At 55.6% G+C, this 19,459-nt stretch carries 20 protein-coding genes and 4 tRNA genes; 6 read left to right on the top strand and 18 right to left on the bottom strand.

Translation table 11 applies throughout. The features are described from left to right. Positions 1-7 precede the first annotated feature (7 nt). Positions 8-166, bottom strand: coding sequence for a rubredoxin (locus C0398_00485; protein MBA4364469.1), 159 nt, complete (start codon positions 164-166; stop codon positions 8-10). A gap of 178 nt (positions 167-344) precedes the next feature. On the opposite strand from C0398_00485, the gene iorA reads away from it, so the two are divergent. Next, entirely contained in the window at positions 345-2,219 is a 1,875-nt protein-coding gene (gene iorA / locus C0398_00480; protein MBA4364468.1) for an indolepyruvate ferredoxin oxidoreductase subunit alpha, read from the top strand. Beyond that, complete coding sequence (locus C0398_00475) at positions 2,165-2,809, top strand: hypothetical protein (GenBank protein MBA4364467.1); 645 nt, start codon at positions 2,165-2,167, stop codon at positions 2,807-2,809. Before iorA ends, C0398_00475 begins: the two co-directional genes overlap by 55 nt. Positions 2,810-2,830: 21 nt before the next feature. Here C0398_00475 and C0398_00470 read toward each other — a convergent pair whose 3' ends face one another. Next, entirely contained in the window at positions 2,831-3,433 is a 603-nt protein-coding gene (locus C0398_00470; GenBank protein ID MBA4364466.1) for a hypothetical protein, read from the bottom strand. Between the two features lie 77 nt (positions 3,434-3,510). Between C0398_00470 and scfA the strand changes: the two genes are divergently transcribed. Together scfA and scfB are read left to right on the top strand one after the other, a co-directional pair. Next, the gene (scfA, locus tag C0398_00465; GenBank protein MBA4364465.1) at positions 3,511-3,678 is read left to right on the top strand and encodes a six-cysteine peptide SCIFF; all 168 of its coding nucleotides are present in this window, start codon (positions 3,511-3,513) and stop codon (positions 3,676-3,678) included. A 3-nt stretch (positions 3,679-3,681) separates the two neighbouring features. Next, positions 3,682-5,067: a thioether cross-link-forming SCIFF peptide maturase gene (gene scfB / locus C0398_00460; GenBank protein MBA4364464.1), complete on the top strand. Its 1,386-nt coding sequence runs from the start codon at positions 3,682-3,684 to the stop codon at positions 5,065-5,067. A 139-nt stretch (positions 5,068-5,206) separates the two neighbouring features. Here scfB and C0398_00455 read toward each other — a convergent pair. From C0398_00455 to thrC, 13 genes are all read right to left on the bottom strand, one after another. After that, positions 5,207-5,282, bottom strand: a tRNA-Phe gene (locus tag C0398_00455). Positions 5,283-5,360: 78 nt separating this feature from the next. Next, positions 5,361-5,435: transfer RNA gene (locus C0398_00450), tRNA-Val, on the bottom strand. Positions 5,436-5,458: 23 nt separating this feature from the next. After that, positions 5,459-5,543: transfer RNA gene (locus C0398_00445), tRNA-Leu, on the bottom strand. Positions 5,544-5,561: 18 nt separating this feature from the next. Then, positions 5,562-5,759 (bottom strand): preprotein translocase subunit SecG, encoded by a 198-nt coding sequence (secG, locus tag C0398_00440; GenBank protein ID MBA4364463.1) that lies wholly within the window; start codon positions 5,757-5,759, stop codon positions 5,562-5,564. Positions 5,760-5,851: 92 nt separating this feature from the next. Then, entirely contained in the window at positions 5,852-7,042 is a 1,191-nt protein-coding gene (pgk, locus tag C0398_00435; GenBank protein ID MBA4364462.1) for a phosphoglycerate kinase, read from the bottom strand. 10 nt (positions 7,043-7,052) lie between these two features. After that, complete coding sequence (gene gap / locus C0398_00430) at positions 7,053-8,060, bottom strand: type I glyceraldehyde-3-phosphate dehydrogenase (protein ID MBA4364461.1); 1,008 nt, start codon at positions 8,058-8,060, stop codon at positions 7,053-7,055. Positions 8,061-8,157: 97 nt separating this feature from the next. Further along, positions 8,158-9,417: a hypothetical protein gene (locus C0398_00425; protein MBA4364460.1), complete on the bottom strand. Its 1,260-nt coding sequence runs from the start codon at positions 9,415-9,417 to the stop codon at positions 8,158-8,160. Further along, positions 9,407-10,279, bottom strand: coding sequence for a DNA-binding protein WhiA (gene whiA, locus C0398_00420; protein MBA4364459.1), 873 nt, complete (start codon positions 10,277-10,279; stop codon positions 9,407-9,409). Before whiA ends, C0398_00425 begins: the two co-directional genes overlap by 11 nt. A 6-nt stretch (positions 10,280-10,285) precedes the next feature. Continuing rightward, positions 10,286-11,596, bottom strand: coding sequence for a hypothetical protein (locus tag C0398_00415; GenBank protein MBA4364458.1), 1,311 nt, complete (start codon positions 11,594-11,596; stop codon positions 10,286-10,288). Then, complete coding sequence (locus C0398_00410) at positions 11,593-12,504, bottom strand: RNase adapter RapZ (GenBank protein MBA4364457.1); 912 nt, start codon at positions 12,502-12,504, stop codon at positions 11,593-11,595. The genes C0398_00415 and C0398_00410 overlap by 4 nt, the downstream gene beginning before the upstream one ends. Positions 12,505-12,520: 16 nt before the next feature. Next, a tRNA-Ser gene (locus C0398_00405) sits at positions 12,521-12,608 on the bottom strand. Positions 12,609-12,700: 92 nt separating this feature from the next. Further along, entirely contained in the window at positions 12,701-13,969 is a 1,269-nt protein-coding gene (locus C0398_00400; protein MBA4364456.1) for a serine--tRNA ligase, read from the bottom strand. 133 nt (positions 13,970-14,102) lie between these two features. Next, positions 14,103-15,344 (bottom strand): threonine synthase, encoded by a 1,242-nt coding sequence (gene thrC / locus C0398_00395; protein ID MBA4364455.1) that lies wholly within the window; start codon positions 15,342-15,344, stop codon positions 14,103-14,105. A gap of 243 nt (positions 15,345-15,587) precedes the next feature. Here thrC and C0398_00390 point away from each other — a divergent pair, with 243 nt between their 5' ends. Together C0398_00390 and C0398_00385 are read left to right on the top strand one after the other, a co-directional pair. After that, positions 15,588-15,797, top strand: a complete 210-nt coding sequence (locus tag C0398_00390) for a hypothetical protein (GenBank protein MBA4364454.1) — start codon at positions 15,588-15,590, stop codon at positions 15,795-15,797. After that, positions 15,797-15,994: a hypothetical protein gene (locus C0398_00385; protein MBA4364453.1), complete on the top strand. Its 198-nt coding sequence runs from the start codon at positions 15,797-15,799 to the stop codon at positions 15,992-15,994. The genes C0398_00390 and C0398_00385 overlap by 1 nt, the downstream gene beginning before the upstream one ends. A 219-nt stretch (positions 15,995-16,213) precedes the next feature. On the opposite strand, the gene C0398_00380 is transcribed toward C0398_00385, so the two are convergent. From C0398_00380 to C0398_00370, 3 genes are read right to left on the bottom strand one after another with little or no spacing between them, the layout of a single operon-like run. Next, positions 16,214-17,221, bottom strand: coding sequence for an ornithine carbamoyltransferase (locus C0398_00380; protein ID MBA4364452.1), 1,008 nt, complete (start codon positions 17,219-17,221; stop codon positions 16,214-16,216). A 20-nt stretch (positions 17,222-17,241) separates the two neighbouring features. Continuing rightward, the gene (locus C0398_00375) at positions 17,242-18,327 is read right to left on the bottom strand and encodes a carbamate kinase (protein ID MBA4364451.1); all 1,086 of its coding nucleotides are present in this window, start codon (positions 18,325-18,327) and stop codon (positions 17,242-17,244) included. 51 nt (positions 18,328-18,378) lie between these two features. Continuing rightward, complete coding sequence (locus tag C0398_00370) at positions 18,379-19,398, bottom strand: ornithine carbamoyltransferase (GenBank protein MBA4364450.1); 1,020 nt, start codon at positions 19,396-19,398, stop codon at positions 18,379-18,381. Between the last annotated feature and the right edge of the window lie 61 nt (positions 19,399-19,459).

The following is a 19,459-nucleotide window of genomic DNA, read 5'->3' as shown; positions in this document are numbered from 1 at the left end:
TTTGCCGTCAGGCTTTCTCGAAGAGATCCTTGCCGGCGCCACAGTCCGGGCAGACCCAGCTCTCGGGGAGGTCCTCAAACTTGACGCCGGGGTTGATTTCCTGCGTGCTGTCACCGATAGCAGGGTCATACACGTATCCACACACAGTACAAATCCACTTCTCCATGACAATTCCTCCTTGTGTCGAGTGGTTGGGAAGAGGAATACTCTTTTCCATAGCCAGTGTACGGTGAAAGGCCCTTTCCTGCAAGTCAGCAAACCACATACGGTGCAGCGGTTCTTTGACAGCCGAGGCGGACGCGGTATTCTGTAAAAACAGCATCTGAAAAAGGTCAGGAGGTGACATGAAGTATCAAGCGCTAGTTGACGGCAAGGCAGGTGAACATGAGCTGCTCCTTGGCAACGAAGCCGCGGTCCGTGGTGCTCTGGAAGCCGGTATCGGTGTGGCGGCCAGCTATCCTGGTACCCCGTCGTCAGAGATCGGGGATGTGTTCAGCGTCGTGGCGAAAGCCTCAGGAGTGTACTTCGAGTACTCTGCGAACGAGAAGGTGGCTCTTGAGGTCGCAGCGGCCTCGGCAGCAAGTGGGGTGCGATCTTTCACGTTCATGAAGCACGTTGGGCTGAACGTTGCCTCGGATTCCTTCATGACGACGGCATACATAGGGACCAGGGCGGGATTCGTCGTCCTTTCTGCGGACGATCCATCGACGCACTCGTCACAGAATGAGCAGGACAACAGATACTACGCACGCCTCGCGAACGTTCCCATGCTGGAACCCTCGAGCCCACAGGAGACCAAGGACTACACGGTAGAGGCCTTCGACATCTCGGAGAAACTCGAGCTTCCGGTTCTGTTGCGAACGACTACCCGTGTTGCCCACATGCGCGGCGATGTTGTTTTCGGTGATCGAAGGCCCGTCGTGAGGCGAGGCTTTTTCGAGAAGGATCCGCCAAGGTTCGTGCCGGTGCCCGCCAACTCCTCGAAAATGCATGTCAAGTTGCTGGGTAAGCTTGGCGAGGCTCGGCATCTCAGCGAGATGTCTTCGCTGAACCGTGTCGTCGGTGTGGGTGTCGGAGGATCAGTGGGGATCGTTACCGTCGGTAGTGCGTTCAACTATGTCGTTGACGCCCTGGAGGAGCTCGGACTTTCTGCCCGAGTGTTCAAGGTAGGTTTCTCCTATCCGCTGCCGCTCGACAGGATCCGTGAGTTTGCCATGGGCGTCGACGAGCTGCTTGTCGTCGAAGAGCTCGAGCCTCTCATGGAAATCGACATCAAGGCCGATTTTCTGTCGCACGGTACCAGGACGCCGGTATGTGGCAAGGATGAGCTTCTCGTGCCGCGCGTGCATGAGCTCAACGTTGATGTTGTGGCAAAAGCATTGGCTAATCACTTCGGCGTACCATTGCACGCGCCCGCTTCGGGCGGGGTGCAGCCCTGGTCGTCACCCCTCCCATCGCGGCCGCCGGTCCTGTGTCCTGGGTGCCCTCATCGCGGGTCGTATCTCGCTGTACGTCGAGCCATACGCGAACTGGGAATCCCGGAACCTGTTTTCGCATCCGACATCGGCTGCTACACGCTGGGTATGGCGGCTCCGTTCAGCGCAGCGGACTATCTCCTGTCCATGGGATCCAGCGTGGGGACTGCCGGCGGCTTCGACGTGGCAACTGACCAGAAGGTCTTCTCGTTTATCGGTGACAGCACCTTTTTCCATGCAGGGTTGTCCGCTTTGGCAAGCGCCATTCACAACAAGCATCGGTTTGTTCTGACGGTCTTGGACAACCGGACGACCGCGATGACGGGACATCAGCCCAATCCGTCCATGCTGACGGATGCCGTGGGTGATCCGGCACCAGCTATCAGCATCGAAGCCGTGGCAAAGGCAATGGGCGTTCCATTCGTAAAGGTCATCAACCCATACAGGGTGGTCGAGGCTACCGAGGCCTACAAGGAGGCCGCCCAGGTGGACGGCGTCGCTGTCATCGTGTCGAAACAGGTTTGCAGTCTCCTCCTGGATCGTGCGAAGCGTGCGAAGGGAATCTGGCAGACGTTTCAGGTCGACCGTGGCGTCTGTTCGGGCTGCCTGATATGCGTGCGCGAGGCCGCGTGCCCTGCCATCTTCGTATCTGAAGAGAAGGCTGAGATCAACCAGGAACTGTGCGATGGATGCAGCGTATGCTCGCAGATCTGTCCAGTGCATGCGATCGAGGTGAAGCAATGAGTTCACTGAATGTGTTTGTTGCCGGAGTCGGAGGTCAGGGGATCATCACTGGGGCCAGCATCATCGCACGAGCCGCCATTGCCGGTGGGGTTGGTGCTGTCATGAGTGAGGTTCACGGCATGGCACAGCGGGGTGGCTCGGTCGTGTGTGATCTTCGATTGGGAGATGCACACAGCCCGATGATCCCGGAGGGCGAGGCAGACCTTATCATAGGGTTCGAGCCGGTCGAGACGGTCCGGTCACTCACAAGAGCCAACCATCGTACTGTTGTCATTACCGAGGTGCGCCCGATCATCCCAGTGAGTGTCTCGCTGGGAGGAATAGCTTACCCTGCGGTGGAGGATCTCCTGGCGTATCTTCGCTCGCAGGTTGCGGCGGTCTACGCTGTTCCTGCCGCTGCTATTGCCGAGGAAATCGGGTTGCCCCAGGCCGCGAACGTCGTCTTACTTGGAGCGGCCATGGGAACCGGCCTGATTCCTCTGGAGCTAGAGACAATACGCGAGACGCTATCCCGCAGCGTGCCGGCAAAAGCCCTGGAGGCAAACTTCAGAGCACTGCAGGAGGGATTCGAGTTGACCCGGAAGGTCTAGAAAGGCTGCGAAGCAGGAGAGCTAGGCAAGGTGGCAGGTCGAGTCGATGACTCGGGCCTGCCACTTACTGTTCTCGGCCTCGAATACCGAAATGCTGGCGTTTGGCTGGGCCAAGCTGGTACAGCTGCTGAGGGGAAGGTCCAGCAGAACGGACATGAGGACACGATTGAACCCTCCGTGAGCGACGACGAGCGCCAGGCTCCCGCAACTGGATTCAATCATCGAACGTACCTTTCCGGCGCGGCGGCCCACATCAGCCAGAGACTCGCCGCCATCGGGCCGTGCTTCTGGCGACTTGAGTTCCCATGCTGCCAACGTTGTGGGGTACATGGCCCCTATTTCGTTCCACGTGTGCCCTTCCCAGCTTCCGAACTCGATCTCCCGCAATCCGGGCACGACGATGGGTAAGATGCCCAGGTTGACACCCACGGGTTCCGCGATGGCACGGGCACGAGTCAGGGGACTTGTGAAGATCGTATCGAATCGGAGAGCCGAGAGATATTCGACAGTCTTGGCTGTCTGGGCAAGGCCATCGATGGACAAGGGCGTATCGTGGCTGCCCTGGACTCTGCCCTCCAGATTCCAGGTCGTTTCGGCGTGACGTACGAGATAGACGGTTTTCATGCTGAACCTCTTGACTTATCGCTGCTTATCGTGGATATTATGTGGACAAAATCCTGGTTTGAGAAGGGAGCAACACTGTGAAGTTCATCAAGGTGGTAGCAGCAAAGACCATTGACGTCGACGACAAGCTTGCGAGGGCGTGTCGTGAGTGCCAGACTCCCTGCAAGTCCGCTTGCAAGACGTCCTCGACCGTAGGCAACCAGGTCTGCGAAACCAGGAAAAAGCCCGAGCGGTTCATCTGGTAGCTCGTGGCGCTCTCCCGCATCTTACCCGCCTCGACTCATCTCTTCGAGAGAGGCGGTTTTTTTGTGCTCCTGGACGTTCCATCAGGGTCGATCTTCTCGCTTGACGAGCGAGTCTACCGATATCTTCAGTTGGTTCTCGCAGACTCTTGGGCGGAGGGCGAATCTGTCCAACGGCTGACAGGTCTGGACACGCAGACGATCACCGAGATCGAAGGTGAACTCGAGCAGCTTATCGCCGCAGGGTGTCTGTTCACGCCGGCCATACGGCCGACAGAAGACGGATCGGTGTTGACACTGAAGTCTCTGTGCCTCAATGTCGCACATGAGTGCAACTTCTCATGCGTATACTGTTTCGCTCATGGGGGCGACTACCATGGCGAGACGACGTTGATGACACAAGAGGTTGCCTGCGCAGCAATCGATTTCCTCGTACGCGAGAGCGGTGTCCACCATAACGTCGAGGTCGATTTCTTCGGTGGTGAGCCACTTATGAACTGGGGTGTTGTGGTTGACACCATGGCGTACGCGCGGTCAACATATCCCCTGAAGAAGTGGCGGTTCACGCTGACAACCAACGGCTCATTGCTTCGGGATGACATGTTCCCGATACTCGAGGCGAATGACGTGTCTGTTGTCCTCAGCCTGGATGGCAGTCGGAGGGCCAACGATGCCAACCGTGTTTTCAAGGATGGACGTGGCACCTTCGATACCATCATTGAACGGATACGGCACTTCACGCGGACACGCGATGAAGGGGGCTACTTTGTGCGGGGAACGTATGCGCGCAACACGCTGGCATTTGCCGAGAGCGTTCGAGAGCTCCATAGCCTGGGGTTCAAGTACATCTCGATGGAGCCTGTCGTGCTTTCGGCAGACTCGGCTCTTGCCCTTCAGAACAGTGACCTTCCAGCAATTCGCGCCCAGTACGAGGAACTCATTGCGTACTTCCTGGGTGAACTGGGCTCAGGCTCGGGGTTTGATTTCTTTCACTTCAAGCTGGACCTCGAAGCAGGGCCATGTCTCAGCAAGCGCATCTATGGATGTGGTGCTGGTGTCGAATACATGGCTGTTGCTCCGAATGGAGACGTGTTCCCCTGTCATCAGTTTGATGGCGTTCAGGAGTACAGGATGGGGAATGTCCTCATGAGCCCGGTGCTGGAGCGCCCTGAGCTGGTAGCAGAGTTCGCTCACGCGAACTTTCTGTTTGCCAAAGAGGAGTGTGGCAGCTGCTGGGCGCGCTTCTACTGCAGTGGCGGGTGCCTTGCTAACAACCACGCGACCAGCGGTGCCCTCCTGAAGCCCTACGCGCTCGGCTGTTCGATCCAGAAAGAGCGTATCGAGGCTGCACTGGCGGTGAAAGCGGCGGAGTCTCCAGAGAACAAGCCATGACCAGTACGTGAATTGATAGCTTGAGGGAAGACTCGTTGCCGCCCAGCGCACGGAGCATTGTGGCGGCGATTGTATTTCCGACGGTGGCTGACTGGGGAATGGTTTCATGGATCGAGACGATCGAGTCCGGATACAAAAATGGTGCCGAGAGGCGGAATTGAACCGTCGACACGGGGATTTTCAGTCCCCTGCTCTACCAACTGAGCTATCTCGGCACTCTACTTCAAAGAAACCGCTCACCGTGCGCTTAGGCCGATGAGCGGTCCCACCATCAAGCAACAATACCGCACTGCTGGTGGGCGAAACAGGATTCGAACCTGCGACTTCTTGCTTGTAAGGCAAGCGTTCTACCGCTGAACTATCCGCCCCTGGATTGTAGTATTCATACGGATGGTGCCGAGGGTGGGAATTGAACCCACACGGATTGCTCCATGCGCCCCTTAAACGCACGCGTCTGCCAATTCCGCCACCCCGGCACGAGGCTTGGTGCTACCCTAGAACTTGAAGACTACGAGTACCAGGGACAATCCCACAAACGCAATGGATAGAACAACCGCAAGCCGGTCAAGGAGAGCATCCTTGGGCTTGCGCGAGTTGAACACGGTTGCGCTGCCTGAAATCGAGCCTAATCCGCTACCCTTGGGGTCCATGAACAGAATCGCAAGGATGTCGCCGACTGCAACCAAAGCCATGACTATTTCCAAAACAGTTTTTAGCAACGTGAACCTCCGGTAACAAGAGCTATTATACGGAAAGCCGCTTCGATTTCAAGTGCTGAGGCGCGCTAGTCCACCGAATCGATAGCTTCGATGCCGGGAAGTTGCTTGCCTTCAAGGTATTCCAGGAACGCGCCACCACCGGTGGACACGTGCTTGAAGTCATGCTGGAGATTCAATGCGTCGATGACCGAGGCGGTCTCACCTCCGCCGGCAACGGTCAGCGCGTCTGACCTCACAGCAATGATCCGTGCGAGAGACTTGGTGCCTTCGGCGAACTCATCGATCTCGATGACTCCCATCGGTCCGTTCCAGATGATGGTACTAGCCTTCGCGATCTCCTCCTCGAATGCCTGGATGGTCTTTGGACCGATGTCTACGCCAATCTGATCCGCGGGAATCTCTTCAATGTCGACGATGCGGTATGAACTTCCGGCCTTGATCTCGTTCGTGACAATGACGTCCACAGGGAGGAGGAGACGGGTTCCCCTTGTCTTGGCCGCTTCGATAATCTCGTCAGCGACCTTGAGGTAGTCTTCTTCCACAAGGGAGAACCCAATGGCGTATCCCATAGCCTTCAGGAAGGTGAACGCCATGCCACCGCCAATGAGAATCGCGTCGGTCTTGGTCAGCAGGTTCTTGATGAGGCCGATCTTGTCGGAAACCTTGGCGCCACCCAGGATAGCAATGAAGGGTTTCTTGGCAGATGTCGTGACGGTCTCAAGAACATCGATCTCCTTCTCGAGCAGGAAGCCTGCTGCCGATGGAAGAAACTGGGGTACGCCGGCAACCGAGGTATCGGGCCGATGAGCAGTGGCAAACGCATCGTCCACGTAGACGTCCGCGAGGGCGGCAAGCTTCTTTGCGAGTTCCTCGGAGCCATTCTTCTCCTCTTTGAGGAACCGCACGTTTTCGAGCATGATGATGTCGCCTGGCTTGGCGTTTGCAACGACTTCCGTGACGTCGGGACCGACAACAGAATTGAGCTTGTTGACCGGCTTGCCCAGCAGAGCCGACAGCCTCTGCGCTATCTTGTCCAGCCGCAGCGATTCCACGATTTTTCCATCGGGACGGCCCATGTGCGTCACGAGGATGACGGTGGCGTTCTTGTCGAGCAGATACCGAATGGTCGGCAGCGTCTCGAGGATGCGCTTGTCATCGGTAATCGCTCCGTCCTTCGACACAGGGACGTTGTAATCGACTCTCAGAAGTACTCTCTTGTTCTGAACGTCGAGATCCTTGATACTCCGCTTCGTCATGACGACGCCCCTAGTAGGATGCCTTCTTGACGATGAGCTTCGTGAGGTCAGCGACCCTTGCGCTATAGCCCCACTCATTATCGTACCAGCTAAGAACCTGTACGAGAGTGCCGCTCGACTTGGTGGAAAGGCCATCGACAATGCCCGAGTAGATCGTGCCACGGTAGTCGGAAGAGACAAGAGGTAGTTCGTTGTACCCGAGGAAACCCTTCATCTTCGTCTCGGAAGCCTCTTTGAGTGCCGCATTGATTTCTTCCCTGGTGGCTGGCTTGGTGAGAACAGCATCGAACACGGTGAGGGAGACAGTGGACGTAGGGACGCGCAACGAGATACCGTCCAGCTTGCCCTTCATCTCCGGAATGACCAGTGCGACGGCCTTGCTTGCGCCTGTCGTTGTGGGGATGATGTTGGTGGCAGCATTGCGGGCTCGGCGCAGGTCCTTGTGCGGAGCATCGAGAATGCGCTGGTCCAGCGTGTAGCTGTGGACGGTGGTCATGTAGCCCTTCTCGACGCCCCAGTTGTCATTGAGCACTTTGACCACGGGAGCTAGTGAGTTCGTTGTGCAAGAGGCATTGGAGATGATGCTGTGCTTGGATACATCCAGAAGGTCCTCGTTGACGCCCAGAACGATCGTGATATCCTCGCCCTTCGCAGGAGCGGTGATCAGGACTTTCTTGGCGCCAGCGGTTATGTGTCCGCGAGCCTTGTCGGCGTCCGTGAAGACTCCAGTCGATTCGATGACGATGTCGATACCCAAGTTGCCCCATGGCAGAGTGGCAGGATCTTTCTCACGGAAGATCTTGACTTCGCGTCCGCCGATGACGATTGCGCCTTCCTTGCCCTCGATATCGATGTCCCAGGTGCCATAGTTCGAATCATACTTCAGCAGGTGTGCCAGCGTCTGCTCATCTGTGATATCATTGGCGGCAACAATCTCGATTTCTGGATAGCGCGTGATGAGATGCTTCAATACCTGCCGACCGACTCTGCCAAGTCCGTTGATTGCAATCTTTGCCATAGTCTACCTCCGTAGGAAATGGACCGCACCGGCCGAACCGGAACGGCAACGTATACACATGATATCCAAATGCTGGCAAAATGAAAACAGAAGGTTATTAACTGTTCCTGAAGTAGCGAGCAGGGATTCCAAGTGAGAGACGATACTTGGCAACGGTTCGTCGACTGATGTGGATGCCCTGGTTTGCGAGGCGCCCCGCTATCTCCCGGTCGCTCATGGCTGTTGCGCCCCTGTCGGACTGGAGCAGCAGTGCCACTGCCTCCTTGGCCGGGGCCGCCGCGGTCTGCCACCGGTCCATCACCATCGAACGGAGTCTGAAGGTGCCACGAGGAGTCTTCACATATTTGCGGCGAAGTGCGCGGACCATCACCGTTCGCGACATCCCGGTTGCCTGCATCAGGCGCTCCACTGGGACACGCGATGGGTGGTCCGACTGGTTGGCGAGGTATGGAGCAAGCGAAGCGATGAGAGCGCCGCCCAGTTCGGCAAGCATCGTCGTGCGTTCCGCGATGGCATCGTTGATCCACCGGACTCTGGTAATCTCTGTGAGGACCTGCTTTCTCGCTTCAGGATCCTTGCGGGCTGATGACACGGCGACAGAATCGATTGCGAGCCTCCAGGCGGGCCCGGGTGCCGAGCACACGAGGGCTCCAGTCAGCGAATCCTGCTCGATGATGATATCAGGCGCAACGATACGTGGTTGTCCAGACGTCATGCGTTTCGCGGGTTCAGGGTCCAGCACGGCCAGGATGCGCTGCAACGTGGCCGGATCACACGCTACCCCAAGTTTTCTGAGACAGGCGCGAATGACGCCCGGAGACACAGAGCGCTGACGCGTACGCAGGAACTGCGCACAGGCAGACACCGGAAGCTCAGGGAGCACACGCGACATCTGCAGGGCAAAGGCATGGGCGACGTCTGTGGCGCCGAGTCCCGCCGGCTCGAGGGTGCGCATGGCGGCCAATACCCGTCGAACCTCTGTAATGCCGAAATCGATCGAGAAGGCGTACCGCGAAATCTGTCTCGTGAAGAAGCCATGTTCATCCAGATCCGAGGCGACGAATCGTGCACACTCGACCTGAGAATCGTCAATGAGATTCATGTCCAGGAGCTCGTCGACGATCAATTCGGCAGGAGTGGACTCTTCGGAGTCTGCAAAGCTATCGAGATCGCCGTTCCATGTATCACCGGATGGTTCGGTCCGGGCATGCTTCTCGGCAAAGATGCTGCCGGCAGCGAACCGATCCATGAGAGTTCCGAAATCGCTCAGAGGCTGCTCGAGAACCAGACCACGCGTGGCCAGATAGGATTTCTGGCGAAGGCTCAGTTGTTGTCGCTGTTTCTGGCTACCGCGCATTTCGAAGGACCTTGTCGATATGATAGTGGATGGTGCTCTTGGAGACACATCCGGGTATCTTGTCGGCGAGCTGTGACAGCGGGAGGTCAGGATACCTCAGTCGTGCCCGGACGACCTCGATCGTGCGCGACGAGAGACAGGTACGGTCAGTCCGATCGAAGGCCTCGCGCAATACGTCGACAGCCATCGTCTCGCGCTGCAGATTGCCCAGCTCCGCATTGACCGACCGGTTGACCTGGTTGTCCATGTCTCTCTCCAACTGCAGTTCTTCCAGTGACACCAGCGAGTTTGATGCTCCCCAGGCGGCGAGGAGCGACATAATGTCCTGGCGTGATTTGAGATAAGTGATCTCGGAGGCGCGGCGGATCTGCGAGCCATGCGTCACATGGAGAGAAGTCAGCGAGCGTTCGACGAGCCGACGCCCGACGGGCAGGGAGCAGCTGAACTCCAGATGGGTCCCTTGCACGGCGGCATACCCCGAGATGAGGAAGAAGCCTCTGGTGAATGCCGCCGCCGCGCGTTTCCCGCGTAGACGCCGCTCGAGCTGCGCGGGCTCCAGCGGAGACAGTCCCGAGAACAGTTGCTGCACCTGAACGGGAGTAAGGTCGGCGTTGAAACTGAGCTTGTGCCCAGCCCTTGAGAGGAGTGCCTGCCCGGGTTGCCAACTGGCGAGTGCGTGGGAGGACAGAGAAAGCACGTAGCGCATGATAAATGGACTCTTTGATGTAAAGGAGATCGACAGCGCTCCCCCGTGGCGGAGAACCAGAGAACTTCCGCCATAGAGGGCTCCGGACAGTTCAAGCAGGGGATCGGTTGAAGCCAGCCCTGCCAGTTCCTGTTTCAGGAACTCGATCGTCGCCATTCGCGTCTAGAGCCCGAGGAGCGACCTCAGGACGATGCGAAGCTTTCCTGGATCGTGGCGAATGAGGCCATCGCCGGTTGAGCAGATATCGGCCTCGACGACCCTCGGATGCTGACTCCTGGGGAGATCATTGGGGACGGGATTGACCCCGGCGGAAGCGTACCGCCCAAGCGTCTCGGCAGGGACAGGGGTACTGCTCAGCAGGATCATGTCGATACATGACCGTCCAAGGACTTCTTCAACCTTGTGAAGGTGCATTCCTGCGGTGTAGCCTTCCGTTTCCCCTCGCTCAGTCATCGCGTTCACGACTAGCACCTTCGTGGCTGAAGAACGTACGATCGTGTCGGCGGTCGCCTCGATGGACAGCGGTGGTAGCAGGCTTGTGAAGAGAGAGCCAGGGCCGATGATGATGTAATCTGCTTGAGACAGCGCTTCGAGTGCGGGGACAAAGGGCTTTGCATGAGGCGGCAGTACTTCGATGGTGTCGATGCTCTTGCCCTGCAGGGAGACCTGGTCTTCGCCATCGATCGTCGTACCATCGGTGAAGTGTGCGCGCAACGAGATGTTGTCCAGAGTCATCGGCAGAACCCGGCCGGGCAACTGCATGAGTTCCGAAAGTTCCTGCACTGCATCGCCGAAATTTCCCTTGATGTCGCTCAGAGCGGCGATCATGAGATTCCCGACGTTGTGACCGCCGATTCCTTCGAGCTGCTCCGGGAAACGATAGGCTAGGAGACGGGCACTGCGTGTCGACTCACCTGCCGTGGCGATGAGAGCGTTTCGAAAATCGCCCGGAGGCAGCATCCCAGTAGTCTCGCGCAGACGTCCGGTGCTTCCCCCACTATCTGCCATGGTGACAATAGTCGTGAGCTTGACGTTCTCCGTTCGGAGTGACTCGATGATTGGCTTGATGCCGGTTCCCCCGCCGATGACGACGACACGGGGAAGGGACTCGGCCTTGCGATAGCGATAGATGGTCCGCGCGACAGATTCCCGGGGAACGGACCCGGTGATTGCAGCCACCAGAGAACGGGACAGAAGGGCCGCCGCCAGAACCATGAGGCAAGCGGACACGATCACCGCGATGCCGCACAGGACCCCAAAGACAGTGGAGACTGCTCCAGAAGGGAGGAAACGGCGCAGTACCTGCTGAACGGCCGGCCGGAGGTTCATCAGCCATGACGTGCCCGGCGTCTGAAGCAGTCCGAGGATGGCGAGAACGAGAAGCGCTGTCCCGGCGGCAAACAGCAAGAGGTATCTCTTGACACGAATGCCGGGAACGAGCCAGTACCAGAGCGTCTGTCTGTGCCCCTTCACTTCTGGAGGTCCCGATGGAACACGTGTACCGCTTTCGCCCGTGGCTTGAGGTGGTGGTAGAGCATGTTCGCGATCACGACAGAACGGTGTCTGCCACCTGTGCACCCGATGCCGACGGTAAGATAGCTCTTTCCCTCTTCCTGGTAGTGTGGGAGCACAAAATCGACGAAGTCGGCCAGGCGAGCAAAGAACTGCCGGGCGTAGGGTTCATGAAGAACATAGAGAATGACCCCTTTGTCGAAGCCTGTGCGATGCGCGAGGTGTTCGTCGTAGTATGGGTTCGGCAGGAAGCGTACGTCGAAGAGAAGATCCAGGTCGATTGGCAGGCCGTTCTTGTAGCCAAAGGAGACGATATTGACGGTGAGAGCCTGCGATTGCTGCGATCCGAGAATCGCCTCGCGCACCCGGTCCTTCAGTTCTCCCACGGTGAGGTCGGTGGTATCAATGATGACAGTCGACAGCTCGCGCACCTCTGCAAGCAGTTCCCTCTCCTTCCTGATACTCTCTGAGACCGTGCTTCCAGGAAGTGGATGGCGCCTGCGTGTCTCGGAGAAGCGGTTCACCAGAACTCGGGATGACGCTTCCAGGAAGATGACGCGAGGATGAACATCGCGTGCTCCGAGTCGTTGGAGCATCGAATGAAACTGGGTCTTGAACCCTGAGCTGCGCACATCGAGGGCTACTGCTATCTTGCTTATTCTGCCATCGGTTTGTGAGGCGAGGTCCAGAAACTGGCTCATGAGAGAAATCGGGAGATTGTCCATGGCGTAGTACCCAAGGTCCTCAAGGTATCCCATGGCCTTCGTCTTGCCGGCACCACTCAGGCCGGTCACAATGACAAGGTCCAGACTAGAGACTACTCCCACGCACGCCTCCCGTTTGTAGTGTCGGTTTGCCTGACAGGACACTTCTGGGCAACTACAGTGGCGGAGGGGAGAGGGTTTGAACCTCCGAAGGCGTTAACCTTGCCGCATTTCAAGTGCGGTGCCATCAACCGCTCGGCCACCCCTCCACGCTCTGAAACAAGTCTACAGAACAATCCCCGGTTGTCAAAACGAGCCAGAAAGCTCGCTAACCGGGGATTTCGTACGTTGCTGGTCTTCGTCAGCGGATAACGTCTGTTCCCATATATGGAAGCAAGGCGTCCGGCACTCTCACGCTGCCGTCCTCCTGCTGGTAGTTCTCCAGAATCGCAGCCATCGTTCTGCCCACAGCGAGCCCAGAGCCGTTGAGGGTGTGGACGAATGCGATCTTGCCATCCCTGGTACGGTACCGGATGTTTGCCCTGCGCGCCTGAAAGTCTTCGAAGTTGCTGCAGGAACTTATCTCGACATATCGATCCTGGCCGGGCATCCAGACCTCGGGGTCGAACTTCATTGCGGCCGCAAAGCCAAGATCCCCGGTGCACATCTCGCTGCGATGATACGGAAGCCCCAGCTTCTTCAGAATGCCCTCGGCGTTCTCGATGAGCAGATCCAGCTCATGATATGAATCTTCCGGCTTGACGAACTTGACCATCTCGACTTTGTTGAACTGGTGGACGCGGATGATGCCTCGAGTGTCCTTGCCCGCCGCACCAGCCTCTTTTCGGAAGCATGCGGTGTAGGCGACGTACTTGATGGGCAGGTCTTCTTCGCGGACGATTTCATCCCTGAGCAAATTGGTCACTGGAACCTCGGCCGTCGGGTCGAGGAACAGGTCGTCGGTGTCTGTGTGGTAAAGGTCATCCGCGAACTTCGGCAGTTGTCCCGTCCCCGTCATCGACTCCCGATTGACCAGATAGGGCGGCAGGATCTCCGTATAGCCCTCTTCCTGGACGTGTACGTCGATCATCCATGAGATGAGAGATCTCTCGAGTTTTGCCCCCAGCCCCTTGAGAACATAAAAGCGCGATCCAGAAATCTTCGCGCCTGCAGCAGAATCGATGATACCCAGGGATTCCCCAATCTCCCAGTGAGGCCTCGGAACAAATGTGAAGGTTGGCTTCTCGTGCCACGTAAACACAATAGTGTTCTCTTTGTCGCTTTTGCCGACAGGGACCGACGCTTGAGGCAGGTTCGGGATGCAGAGCAGCAGGGTTCGAAGGCGCACATCGACCACCCTTACCCGGTCATCCAGCTCTGCGATGTGCGAGCCGACGTCTTTCATCTCGGCGATGGCGGCCGAAGCGTCCAGTTTGGAGCGCTTGAGTGTGGCGATCTGCTCGCTGGCTTCGTTGCGGAGGTGCTTGAGTTCGTCCACCTTCTGGAGCAGGTCTCGCCTCTCCCGGTCGACCTCAAGGATCTCGTCGACCATCTCCGGCCCTTCGTTCTTTGCTGCTATCCCGGCCTTCACGAGGTCAGGGTGCTGACGAATCAGTTCCAGGCTCAGCATTGGCATCTCCTCCCAACAGCTAAAGTTGTCACGTTGAATTCTACTGTCCGGCAGCCAAAAAGCAACGTAGCGGTCTGCTGAGGTGATTCATGACAGGCGCCGACAGTGTCCAAGGCACAGAAGACGTAGAAGATCAGAACCCGTCTGCAATCGCCTGTTCCACTGCATCGATAAGCGGCGGTATCGTCATGCTGGCACCCTTTACCCTGAGTGCGTTTTGAACATCCTTCAGCCCATTCCCGGTGATGAGGACAACGATGCGGTCCCCCTGGTGCAGGTCACCACTGTCAGCCAGCTTGCGCAGTGCGGCCACGGAAGCCGCCGCGGCCGGTTCAGCGAAGATACCCTCGTTCCTGCCCAGGAACCCTATGGCGTCGATGATTTCGTCATCTGAGACAGTGACCGCCAGACCGCCGCTGGACCTGATGTCGCGCATGGCCATGAGATGGTTGCGCGGAATGCCGGCGACGATGCTGTCAGCACACGATGCCGGGTTCTCCAGGTAGGCGACCGGTTCGCCCGAAATGACCGCGCGTGCGATCGGAGCACAACCTTCAGCCTGGACTGCTATCAGTTGGGGCATGTGGTCGATGAGTCCGAGGGTCAACAGGTCGCGGAATCCCTTTGCGACACCAGAGACGATACATCCATCCCCAACCGGGACGATGACCTTGTCTGGTGCTTCGAAGCGCAGCTGTTCGGCGACCTCGAGAGCAACGGTCTTCTTACCCTCAACCATGAACGGGTTGAAGGCCGTATTTCTGTTGTACCAGCCAAATCGCTCCGTCGCGTCCATGCACAGGTCGAATGCCTGGTCGTAGTTGCCGTCGACGAGAAACAGATGGCTGCCGAAGACTCGCAGTTGGGCTATCTTTCCTGCAGGCGCGGATGCGGGAGCAAAGATGTATGCAGTGAATCCTGCATTCGCTGCAAGCCCTGCCAGGCTGGAACCTGCATTGCCCGTCGTTGCGGCCGTGATAACGCGTTCGCCAAGTTCGGCTGCCTTGGCGATGGCGATGGCGGAGGCTCTGTCTTTCAGTGAAGCTGTGGGATTACGCCCGTCGTCTTTGAACCACACATGGTCCAGTCCGAGTTGAGGACCGACACGTTGGCTCGCATACAGCGGTGTCCATCCGATCTGGAGTGTCAGCGATGGAGGACGCTCCTCGACGGGCAAGAGCGCGAGATATCGCCACATCGAGAGGTCGTGGTCATCCTTCAGCTGTTCCCTGGTGAGGACCGTTCGGACCCGATCGTAGTCGTACAGGACTTCGAGGATTCCGTCGTTGCCGCATGTGGGGCAGACATAGCGGGTTGTGAAAGGGTCGTATTCGCGTCCGCACTTCATGCATTTCAGCCCAAGAACTGAAGACATTATTCCTCCTTGACGGAAAGGCGGGCGAGGTTGCTGCCTCACCCGCCCAGATCACTCGTTGCTACTGTGGCTGGCCTATCGTCGATGGACTTCCTTTTTCAGTTCAGCTCGTTGCACTTGGATTGTACATCCGCCAGCAAATAGAGCAAATGAAGCTCCGACAATTGCCTCATACCAGAAGCTTTCCACCAAAATGGAAGTTCCAAGATGTTGTTGCCAAAACTAACAGGGAGGCAGCAACCAATGACCAAGGATACGACGTTCTTTGAAAGCAAGCCACTGGAATTCATCGCGGAGGAGGATCCGCTGCTGTCGATGCTGCAATGGGTGACGCAGAAGCCGGTGGAGGTGGAGGGGGCGGACAAGATCGGAACGGAAAAGGGTATGCGCGAGACGAACCGGGTGACCTGCCTGATCGGGCATGTGGGTGCGCCGGTTCGACACGCGGGCTAGTGGACGCCCTGCAGGGGAAGATCCGAGAAGGCCGACGTCTACAGAACATGCAGAACATGGCGGTCATGGTCGTGAAAAGGGTGAATATGCAGGGGATGCGCCAGATCCTGGCTGTGGAGGCGATGGAGAACGAATCGGAGGAAACCTGCCGGACGCTATTCGCCCGGGAGTGGGAGTGGGACCTCAAAAAGGGCTGACTGGAACCCAACAAGGAGAGCGCCACGGCGTGTGCGCAACAGTCAGCCTGGCCGTATGTAAAGCGGTTCCCACCGGCGATCGAGTGTCTCGACGCGGGCCTCGAGGACTTGCTCCAGTTCTACGCGTTCACGGAGATCAGCTAGCTGACAAAAACAACGGCTGAAGATATCGAGGTTCTGATATACCAATCTGTAACCATATGCTCAAGTCAGGACTGATTATTTCCAGCCAGCTGCCATCGTAAGGGCCATTATCGCCTTCTGGGCATGGAGCCTGTTTTCTGCAATATCGTAAATGATTGAACGAGGGCCACTTGCTACTTCGTCGTCCACTTCATCCCCTCTATCAGCTGGCATAGGGTGAATGAAATAGGCCTTGTTCGTCAAATCATTGAGCTCCGAAGTCAGCCTCCAATCTTTGTATTGAAGCGCGAGCTTTTGGTCTTCTTCTTTGCCAATGGCATATCTCTTTGGGCTCATCCATTGCCTTGCATAAACAACATCAGCACCCTTAACTGCTTCAAATCTGTCATGGGTCATTTCAAACTTTGTTCCAGCTTTCTCTGCATTTTTCTTCGCCGTCTCAATGACTTCCGGGTCAAGGTCAAAACCTTCAGGATATGCGAGAGTAAGGTCCATTCCATACCTTGGAAGAAGGAGGACATCCTCCTGAACGGAGCTCCAGGAACGCACCATAGGGGAGTAACCCCACATCATGGTTATCTTTCTGCCCTTCACATCTCCCATGTGTTCCTGCAACCCCATGAGGTCTGCAAGCCCCTGGCAGGGGTGATACTTATCATGAGCCATCGAGACAATAGGAATTGATGCATATTCTGCATATTCTCTAAGCAATGCTTCGCCATCGCCATACTGCTCAATAGCATCTTCAAGAATCCTTATTCCAAGGCCAACACCATATCTCGACATTACCTTTGCTGCATCCTCTATCGTTTCGCCCGCTCTTTCTTTTGACTTCAATCTCATCGTTTTGGGCTCGAGAAATTGAGCATGCCCTCCAAGTTCTGTGGCCGCCGCTTCAAAAGACTGCCTCGTCCTTACCGAGGGGTTATAAAAGAACATGAAGAAAGTCTTGTACTTGAGGATTTCAGTGTATGGCTTTTCATACCTATGTTTCTTCATGTCTTTTGCCAGGGCAAGAACTTCATCAAGCCATTCTTTTCCCCAATCCTGCGTAGTAATCAGATCCTTACCATAAAGGTCCATTGCCACCTCCCTGGACTACATTATTCTCTAACGATCGTCGTCCCAGCTTTTCCTTCAAGCGTTTCAAGATATTTCGAAGTCAAGGAAATATAGGCCTTCTTGCCGCCGCCTTCAAGGAATTTGATAATTGCAAGAATCTTGGGCCCCATACTGCCCGCGGGGAAATGCCCTTCAGAATAGTATTTCTTTGCTTCTTCAAGAGTCAAATGTCTCAGGTTGACCTGATCAGGCTTCTGATAGTGAAGCTTGGCTCCGTCTTCTCCTGTAAATATAGTGAGTGTGACATCAACATCTTCTCCATTTTCCTTTGCTCTCTCTATAAGCATCGTACCAAGCAAAGCAGAAGCAAGATCCTTGTCTATCACGGCCTCAACACCTCTGTAAACCTTTAAATCTTTACCATCTTCAAAAGTAAAGCCATAGTTGCTATGATAAACACCATGTTCGTCAGGCTCTTCCAAAACAACAGGGATGCCGCCGCCGCCAACGGTTATTGGTACCATACCTCTTTCAAGTGCTGCCTCAACGAGATCAATCTCAACGATATCAAGGGGCACAGGTGATGGGACAACCTTTCTCCAGATTTCGTTGCCGATTTCGTCTTTCTTGTATAGCTTAACGACCCACCCGTCGGTCTGGGCTCTTACCATTGCTTGTTCTTTTGTGTAAGAAGGGCCGATAAATTTCGTAGGGTTCTGGAAGCCAGGGTCATCTTTACCAACGACAACCTGTGTTACGATGCTCACAACCTGTTTGTTGATGCCTTTTGTCTTTAGCTGGTTTGCAAGAATCTGTGCCAACATATACCCCATCGAGCCCTGAGTATCTGCCCCGCACACATCAAGGGGAAGAGGAGGAAGTATGGGCCTCGAATACTCTGAGCGAAGTAGAACATTGCCTACCTGAGGGCCATTACCGTGGGTAAGGATGTAATCATCTTCAGGAAAAGAATTCACGATGTCTGATATAGACTCGCAGGTTTCTTTTGTTCTTTTCCATTGCATAGCAATATCGGGGATAATAGCCTTTCCATGTTCATCAACGAGACCGACCGGGGCAACTTCATTGCCACCAAATGCAAAAATCCTGATTTGTCTTGTTCCCATAGTGAACTCCTGTTTCTTTGAATCTCTCAGATCTTCTTTTACAGAACAGAACTATCTCATTGTCAATGACATGATTGCTTTTTGAACATGAAGCCTGTTCTCTGCCTCATCATTAACAATGGAGATCTTCGGGTCATCAATCAGGAGATCAGTAACTTCAAAACCTCTACGAGCAGGAAGACAATGCATATACACAGAATTCTTACTGGCGATCTTGAAATGCTCATGCGAAATACGCCAATCATCCTTGTATTTCTTGCCCACTTCAGCGTGTTTTTCGGGATTCCTGGCCCAAGACTTGGCGTAGATGACATCTGCGTCTTTTGATGCTTTCCAGATGTCATTCTCAATCACGAGAGAACCGCCACTTTCTGCTGCTGCCTTCTTTGCAAATTCAACATATTCGCTATCAAGATCGTAAAGCCCTGGCTCGTCAGGATAGGCAAGAGTAATATTCAACCCAAGCGTGCAACCCGCAGCAATCATTGTCTGAGGTACCCCTGCAGATTTTGCCCTCTCATCATATGCCCATGACATAACGATCTTTTTCTTTCGAGCTCCTTCCAACCCACCGAATTTTTCCGTCATCGTAAGAATATCACCCATGATCTGACAGGGGTGCTCCTTATCATCAAGCATATTGATTACAGGTATATTCGCATATTCAGCTATTCCTCTTAAAACCTCTCTAGCATCTCCATATTCATATGTTTCTGCACCCATCTGGGTTTTGAGATTATAGAGACGAATTGCAAAACCGTCCAAAAATCTCGAAATCATCTCGGCAGTATCCTTCCACGACTCCTTGTGGGAAAGTTGTAGTTCCTCAGGATTATAGACCTGAGCAGACCCGCCAAGCTGAACGATCCCTGTTTGAAAAGAAAGTCGAGTTCTCGTTGAAGGCGAGGCAAAAAGCAATCCCAAAACCTTTCCTTTGAGGATTTCTGTCTGTGGCTCACCCACGGCATTTCTCATTTTAAGCCATTTAGCAACCTCAAGAATTGTCTCCAGCTCCTCTCGGTCAAAGTCGAGTACGCTAATAAAATCTCTACCTCTCAAATCTGTTTTCATTAGTTTACCTCCTGGAATGCTAAGTATCTTACGCTCTTAGTATTCGCGTGTCAACTCACGT

It is taken from the genome of Coprothermobacter sp., assembly GCA_013824685.1.
GTDB lineage: Bacteria > Caldisericota > Caldisericia > Cryosericales > Cryosericaceae > Cryosericum.
The sequence above is the reverse complement of the archived record's forward strand: the minus strand, read 5'-3'. Positions and strand labels throughout refer to the sequence as shown.

Excerpts from the sequence above, each read along its gene's own strand:
- C0398_00485 (MBA4364469.1), bottom strand. The coding sequence starts at position 166 with ATGGAGAAGTGGATTTGTACTGTGTGTGGATACGTGTATGACCCTGCT.
- iorA (MBA4364468.1), top strand. The coding sequence starts at position 345 with ATGAAGTATCAAGCGCTAGTTGACGGCAAGGCAGGTGAACATGAGCTG.
- C0398_00475 (MBA4364467.1), top strand. The coding sequence starts at position 2,165 with ATGCAGCGTATGCTCGCAGATCTGTCCAGTGCATGCGATCGAGGTGAA.
- C0398_00470 (MBA4364466.1), bottom strand. The coding sequence starts at position 3,433 with ATGAAAACCGTCTATCTCGTACGTCACGCCGAAACGACCTGGAATCTG.
- secG (MBA4364463.1), bottom strand. The coding sequence starts at position 5,759 with ATGGCTTTGGTTGCAGTCGGCGACATCCTTGCGATTCTGTTCATGGAC.
- pgk (MBA4364462.1), bottom strand. The coding sequence starts at position 7,042 with ATGACGAAGCGGAGTATCAAGGATCTCGACGTTCAGAACAAGAGAGTA.
- gap (MBA4364461.1), bottom strand. The coding sequence starts at position 8,060 with ATGGCAAAGATTGCAATCAACGGACTTGGCAGAGTCGGTCGGCAGGTA.
- C0398_00425 (MBA4364460.1), bottom strand. The coding sequence starts at position 9,417 with ATGCGCGGTAGCCAGAAACAGCGACAACAACTGAGCCTTCGCCAGAAA.
- whiA (MBA4364459.1), bottom strand. The coding sequence starts at position 10,279 with ATGGCGACGATCGAGTTCCTGAAACAGGAACTGGCAGGGCTGGCTTCA.
- C0398_00400 (MBA4364456.1), bottom strand. The coding sequence starts at position 13,969 with ATGCTGAGCCTGGAACTGATTCGTCAGCACCCTGACCTCGTGAAGGCC.
- thrC (MBA4364455.1), bottom strand. The coding sequence starts at position 15,344 with ATGTCTTCAGTTCTTGGGCTGAAATGCATGAAGTGCGGACGCGAATAC.
- C0398_00390 (MBA4364454.1), top strand. The coding sequence starts at position 15,588 with ATGACCAAGGATACGACGTTCTTTGAAAGCAAGCCACTGGAATTCATC.
- C0398_00380 (MBA4364452.1), bottom strand. The coding sequence starts at position 17,221 with ATGGACCTTTATGGTAAGGATCTGATTACTACGCAGGATTGGGGAAAA.
- C0398_00375 (MBA4364451.1), bottom strand. The coding sequence starts at position 18,327 with ATGGGAACAAGACAAATCAGGATTTTTGCATTTGGTGGCAATGAAGTT.
- C0398_00370 (MBA4364450.1), bottom strand. The coding sequence starts at position 19,398 with ATGAAAACAGATTTGAGAGGTAGAGATTTTATTAGCGTACTCGACTTT.